This is a genomic window from Acidovorax sp. (genome assembly GCF_046339755.1).
Classification (GTDB): domain Bacteria; phylum Pseudomonadota; class Gammaproteobacteria; order Burkholderiales; family Burkholderiaceae_C; genus Acidovorax.
This window is the reverse complement of the sequence record NZ_JBKDTZ010000333.1, coordinates 1-5,697: the sequence shown is the minus strand read 5'-3', so window position 1 is coordinate 5,697 and position 5,697 is coordinate 1. Positions and strand designations below refer to the sequence as shown.

Genomic DNA, 5,697 nt, shown 5'->3' with positions numbered 1-5,697 from the left:
GGTCGTGTTCATGATGAAATCCTTTGAAGAAAAAGAAGCGTCTCAATAAAGCCGGGACAGAAACCATTCCTGAACCGGGTTCGGTGAGTCGCCTTGCGGGTTCGGCTCATCGATGGGTTGAACTGTACGCCGCACGTGTTCTGAGAAAAACCAGTCAGTCGCGAACTGTCTATTTCAGTTTTAGGAATAATTATTCAGGTACAAGTCTCGGGTTTACCCTGAATGTCCTGCGCCGAATGCCTTCTTCCGAATCCCTTGAAAAGCATATAAGCCAATGATTTGATGGGGTTTTTGTGGATTTCCTGGATCAACCTGAAAAGCATTGACCATCGCGACCACTGTTGTTGTCGAGGAAACGATTGGTGACAAAGCGGGGTGCGCACCCCCACATGCCCCGACTGGAAGCGGGGCCTCGCAGCTCGGGGACAATCGGGGCATGAACATGTCCATCGACAGCGAGGCCGCACTGGCATCCGGCCTGGCCTGGCGCAACGGGTTTGCGGACCTGGGGCCGGCGTTTTTCACCGAACTGCAGCCCACGCCCCTGCCCAGCCCCCATTGGGTTGGGACCAGTGGCAGCGTGGCGCGTCTGGCGGGGATCGATGAGGCCTGGCTGCGCAGCGATGCAGCCTTGCAGGCGTTCACGGGCAACGCCATGCTTCCGGGCTCACGCCCATTGGCCAGCGTGTACAGCGGCCACCAGTTCGGCATCTGGGCCGGCCAGTTGGGCGATGGCCGGGCCATCCTGCTGGGCGAGACGGCCGTCGGCCATGAAATCCAGCTCAAGGGCGCGGGCCGTACACCTTATTCGCGCGGGGGCGATGGCCGGGCCGTGCTTCGCTCGAGCATCCGCGAGTTCCTGTGCAGCGAGGCGATGCAGGGCCTGGGCGTACCGACCACACGGGCCCTGTGCATCACGGGTTCGCCCGCGCCGGTGCGCCGCGAAGAGGTCGAGACGGCCGCCGTGGTGACCCGGGTGGCGCCAAGCTTCATCCGCTTCGGTCATTTCGAGCATTTTTCGGCCAATGGCATGGAGGCCGAACTCAAGGCCCTCGCCGACTATGTGATCGACCGCTATTTCCCCGAATGCCGGGGGTGCAGCGAGCTCGCGGGCAACCCCTATGCCGCGCTGCTGCAGGCCGTGAGCGAGCGCACGGCGGTGCTCCTGGCGCAGTGGCAGGCCGTGGGCTTCTGCCACGGGGTGATGAACACCGACAACATGAGCATCCTGGGCCTGACCATCGACTACGGGCCGTTCCAGTTCCTCGATTCCTTCGTGCCCGGCCATGTCTGCAACCACAGCGACACCCAGGGCCGCTATGCCTACAACCGCCAGCCCAATGTGGCGTACTGGAACGTGTTCTGCCTGGCGCAGGCGCTGCTGCCGCTGATCGGTGACCAGGAGTTGGCCATGGCCGCGCTGGAGTCGTACAAGACCGTCTTTCCCGCCGAGTTCATGGCCCGCATGCGCGCCAAGCTGGGCCTGGGCGACGTGGCCGGGGAGGGCGATGCCGAGCTGATCGACGGCCTGCTGGTGCTGCTGGCCAAGGGCGGGGTGGATTACCCCATTTTCTGGCGCCGCCTGTCGCATGCCGTCGCCTCGGGCGAGTTCGAGCCCGTGCGCGGCATGGTGCCTGACCAGGAGGGGTGGGATGCCTGGCTTGCCACCTACCTGGCCGATGCCCGGCTGGCTGACCGTGCCCGCGTATCCAAGGCCATGCTGGCCGTGAACCCCAAGTTCGTGCTGCGCAACCATTTGTGCGAAGAAGCCATCCGGGCGGCGAAACTTGGCGACTTCGGCCCACTCCAAACCTTGCAGCGGTTGCTCGAAGACCCATTTGAAGAGCATCCCGGGCACGATTCCTACGCTGCCTTCCCGCCCGCTTGGGCTTCCACCATCGAGATCAGCTGTTCATCATGACCTATCCCGTCCACAAGACCGATGCCCAATGGCAGGCCGTGCTGCAGGAAAAGGGGGCAGAGCCCGCCGCGCTGCAGGTTACGCGCTATGCCGCCACCGAGCGCCCTTTCACCGGAAAGTACGAGGCCCACTGGGCCGACGGCAGCTACCATTGCATCTGCTGCGGAGCCAAGCTGTTCGACTCGCACACCAAGTTCGATGCGGGCTGCGGCTGGCCCAGTTTTTCCGAGGCCGTGCCCGGTTCCATCCAGGAAATCGTGGACCACAGCCATGGCATGGTGCGCACCGAGACCGTGTGTGCACAATGCGGGGCCCACCTGGGCCACGTGTTCGAAGATGGCCCCCAGCCCACGGGCCTGCGCTACTGCATGAATTCGGCATCGCTGGACTTTGAAGACAAGGCGCCCTGATCCCGCATGAAAATCCTGATCGACTTCCTCCCCATCCTGCTCTTCGTCGGCGCCTACAAGTTCTACAACATCTATGTGGCCACCGGCGTGCTGATGGCTGCCACGGTGGTGCAGATGGCGCTGATCTACCTGATCGACCGGCGGTTGCAGACCATGCACAAGATCACGCTGGCGCTGATCCTGCTGTTCGGCACGCTCACGCTGGTGCTGCAGGACGACCGCTTCATCAAGTGGAAGCCGACGGTGCTCTATGGTGCCATGGCCGTGGCGCTGGCCGTGGCGCTGTGGGTGTTCAAGAAGAACTACCTCAAGCTGCTGCTCGGCAGCCAGATGGAGCTGCCCGATGGCGTCTGGATGCGGCTGAACGTGGCCTGGGTGGTGTATTGCGCCTTCATGTCCGCCATCAATGCCTACGTGGTGATCAATTTCAGCACCGAGGCCTGGGTGGAGTTCAAGCTCTGGGGCTATGCGTTCCCGCTGGTCTTCCTGGTGGCGCAGGGCATCTACATTGCGCCCCACCTCAAGAGTGACGAGCCCGCCGCATGACGACCATGACCGATACCGCCGCCCCGTCCAGCCTGGCGCGCCAGATGCACGAGCGCCTGGTCGAGCGACTGGCGCCCACGGCACTTGAAGTGATCGACGAAAGCGCCGACCATGCCGGGCATGTCGGCGCCAATGGCACGGGTTTCGGCACCCATTTCCGGGTGCGGATCGCCTCACCTTTGCTTACAGGCAAGCCCCGCGTGGCGCGCCACCGCCTTGTGTATGATGCGCTGCAGGAATTTTTGGATGCGGGCGTCCACGCCCTCGCTATTGAAATCCTCTGAACCGGCCCCACTGTCCTGATTTGCCGGATTTCAGCTGGCAACTACTATCTCATTTTTTGGATTCCGCATGAAGAAACAGCTCCTGTCCGGCCTCGTGGCCGCTGCCGTGCTGGGCACGATGGCCCTGCCCGTTTCCGCCCAGAACATCGCCATCGTCAATGGCAAGGCCATCCCCAAGGAGCGTGCCGAGTTGATCAAGCAGCAATTCGCGCGCACGGGCCGGCCCATGCCTCCCGAAGCCGATGCCCAGATCAAGGACAGGCTGATCCTTCAAGAGGTGTTTGCACAGGAAGCGCAAAAGCGCGGCCTGGACGCGTCGTCCGATTTCAAGCTGAGCATGGAAATGGCGCGGCAGGGCATCCTGGCCAATGAGCTGGTCCTCGATTTCCAGAAGAACAACCCCGTGACCGACGCTGAAATCAAGGCCGAGAACGACACGTACGTGGCCGCCAACAGCGGCAAGGAATACAAGGCCAGCCATATCCTGATCGAGAAGGAAGCCGACGCCAAGGCCGCGATTGCCGCCATCAACAAGGGCGCCAAGTTCGAAGAGATCGCCAAGAAGCAATCCAAGGATCCAGGCTCCGGTGCCAACGGCGGCGCCATGGACTGGGCCACCCCTTCGAGCTACGTGTCGGAATTCACCGAAGCCATGATCAAGCTCGAAAAGGGCAAGATGACCCAGACGCCCGTCAAGAGCCAGTTTGGTTACCACATCATCCGCCTGGACGACGTGCGCCAGGCCGAGCTGCCCAAGCTCGAAGATGTGAAGCCCCAGGTTGCCCAGCAACTGCAACAGCAGAAGCTGGCCAAGTTCCAGGAAGACTTGCGCGCCAAGGCCAAGGTCGAGTAATCGATTCCCTGCCGCCTTTCGGCAGCAACAAAAAACGCGGCCGAGGCCGCGTTTTTTCATGGGGATCTGGAATTGTTGTTCACGGCTTGAAGATCCAGGCCAGTCCCATCGCGATGGGAATGAGCACCGGCTGGTGCACCATGTAGAAGCTCAGCGACCAGCGGCCCAGTACCGACAGCGGCGAGAAGGCCCGCGGCAGGGGCGCCCTTGGCCAGCCGCATCCGTTGCGCAAGGCCCACTGGCCTGCGGCCAACCCCCACCAGAGCACGCCCAGCCAGGGAAAGATGGGCACGTAGTCTTCGGTGAATGGCTTGCGCGCCACCAGCCCCAGCCAGTTGAGCATGCGGGCATCGAAGGCCGGGGCCAAGTCGCTGAAGGCCCCCGTCAGCAGGTGGGTAGCGGCCACGGGCAACGCCAGCGCCACCAGCCCGCACAGCCACAGCCATGCGCCCCATCCGGCCGTGAAGCGCGCGATCAGCAGCATGACTGCCATGCCGTGCAGCACGCCGAAGTAGATAAAGCTGCGCGGGAACATGAAGAACGAGCCCAGGCTCACCAGCAGGGCGCAGCCGGCGATCTGCAGCCAGCGGCGGGTGAAGCGCTGCAGGCTCTGCCCCTGGTGCAGCGCAATGGCCTGGCCCAGGCCGGCGCAGAACAGGAACAGGCTCAGGATCAGGGTGCGTTGCGTGGTCCACACCGGGTCGGTGCGGAAGTCCTGGGGCCATACGCCGAAGTGGGCCAGGTCGAAGCAGAAGTGGAAGGCGGCCATCCAGACCATGGCGGCTGCGCGCAGGGCGTCTACGGCTTCGTAGCGGGGTGGTTTTGAGAGTGGGGTCATTCGGGGCGCAAGCGCGGTGGGCGTGGGGTGGATCGTAGCGTGGCTTGGTTGCTGTGCTGTGCTGGTGCTTGTGGGCATGGTTGCTGTGTGCTTTGGCTGAGGGCGGGAGCCGGGATGTGCGCCCGGCGGCGCACCCACCTTCTTTTGCGTCGCCAAAAGAAGGTGGGCCAAGAAAAGGCGACCCCCAGTCTGCGTCCCTTCGCTTCGCTACGGGCAACCTGCGGTGCTCGGAACTGGGGTGGTGCCGATGAACTCCCTGCGCTCCCTCTGCGAGGGAGCTCCGGTCAAACAGCATCGGCAAGCCAGAGCACGAAGTGCATGTGTCCTTCGGCACATGCACCCACCCCAGTTCCTGCGCTCCTCGGCGCAGCCAGCAGGGGTGGGGAGCGGGGTCAAAAACGGCTGCTGCACTCGCAGCAGCGCCGGGTGTCGGTTACGCGCTGCGCACTGCCGACAAGGCCGAAGCGCAGCGAGGCAGCTGGGGCCGAGCGAAGCAATGGCCCGTGTGGAGCTCGCTCCCACCCCCTTCTGACCGTGCCGAGAAGCGCAGGGCCTGGGGTGGGCGCGTGCCGAAGGACATGCGCTTCGTGGTCTGGCTCGTCGCTGCTGTCCGAGCGGAGTTCGAAGAACGAAGCGAGTTCAGCGACGCCACCCCAGGACCGAGCATCGCAGGTTGCCCGTAGCGCAGCGAAGGGACGCGGGCTGTGGGGTGCTGTTTCTTTGCCTACTTTCTTTTTGCGCAAAAAGAAAGTAGGTGCGCCGCCGGGCGCACATCCCGGCTCGGGAGTGTCAGATTTTTTGTGTTCAAGGCGGTGAAGCTGCTTGTCTAAGCAGCGGACTTGATG

6 protein-coding genes are annotated in these 5,697 nt (G+C 63.3%); 5 read left to right on the top strand and 1 reads right to left on the bottom strand.

Annotated features, from left to right (window positions below):
* Positions 1 to 436 precede the first annotated feature (436 nt).
* The 5 genes from ACK59X_RS29570 to ACK59X_RS29550 all read left to right on the top strand — a co-directional run bounded on the left by ACK59X_RS29570 (position 437) and on the right by ACK59X_RS29550 (position 4,014).
* Positions 437 to 1,921: a protein adenylyltransferase SelO gene (locus tag ACK59X_RS29570; protein WP_409962213.1), complete on the top strand. Its 1,485-nt coding sequence runs from the start codon at positions 437 to 439 to the stop codon at positions 1,919 to 1,921.
* Entirely contained in the window at positions 1,918 to 2,331 is a 414-nt protein-coding gene (gene msrB, locus ACK59X_RS29565) for a peptide-methionine (R)-S-oxide reductase MsrB (protein WP_409962211.1), read from the top strand. The genes ACK59X_RS29570 and msrB overlap by 4 nt, the downstream gene beginning before the upstream one ends.
* 6 nt (positions 2,332 to 2,337) lie before the next feature.
* The gene (locus tag ACK59X_RS29560; protein WP_409962209.1) at positions 2,338 to 2,877 is read left to right on the top strand and encodes a septation protein A; all 540 of its coding nucleotides are present in this window, start codon (positions 2,338 to 2,340) and stop codon (positions 2,875 to 2,877) included.
* A gap of 5 nt (positions 2,878 to 2,882) precedes the next feature.
* The gene (locus tag ACK59X_RS29555; protein ID WP_409962215.1) at positions 2,883 to 3,161 is read left to right on the top strand and encodes a BolA family protein; all 279 of its coding nucleotides are present in this window, start codon (positions 2,883 to 2,885) and stop codon (positions 3,159 to 3,161) included.
* 67 nt (positions 3,162 to 3,228) lie between these two features.
* Positions 3,229 to 4,014, top strand: coding sequence for a peptidylprolyl isomerase (locus tag ACK59X_RS29550; protein ID WP_409962207.1), 786 nt, complete (start codon positions 3,229 to 3,231; stop codon positions 4,012 to 4,014).
* Positions 4,015 to 4,093: 79 nt separating this feature from the next.
* Here ACK59X_RS29550 and ACK59X_RS29545 read toward each other — a convergent pair whose 3' ends face one another.
* Positions 4,094 to 4,852, bottom strand: coding sequence for a heparan-alpha-glucosaminide N-acetyltransferase (locus ACK59X_RS29545; protein ID WP_409962205.1), 759 nt, complete (start codon positions 4,850 to 4,852; stop codon positions 4,094 to 4,096).
* Positions 4,853 to 5,697 lie beyond the last annotated feature (845 nt).

Coding starts and splice junctions, on each gene's coding strand:
- ACK59X_RS29550 (WP_409962207.1), top strand. CDS start 3,229: ATGAAGAAACAGCTCCTGTCCGGCCTCGTGGCCGCTGCCGTGCTGGGC.
- ACK59X_RS29555 (WP_409962215.1), top strand. CDS start 2,883: ATGACCGATACCGCCGCCCCGTCCAGCCTGGCGCGCCAGATGCACGAG.
- msrB (WP_409962211.1), top strand. CDS start 1,918: ATGACCTATCCCGTCCACAAGACCGATGCCCAATGGCAGGCCGTGCTG.
- ACK59X_RS29560 (WP_409962209.1), top strand. CDS start 2,338: ATGAAAATCCTGATCGACTTCCTCCCCATCCTGCTCTTCGTCGGCGCC.
- ACK59X_RS29570 (WP_409962213.1), top strand. CDS start 437: ATGAACATGTCCATCGACAGCGAGGCCGCACTGGCATCCGGCCTGGCC.
- ACK59X_RS29545 (WP_409962205.1), bottom strand. CDS start 4,852: ATGACCCCACTCTCAAAACCACCCCGCTACGAAGCCGTAGACGCCCTG.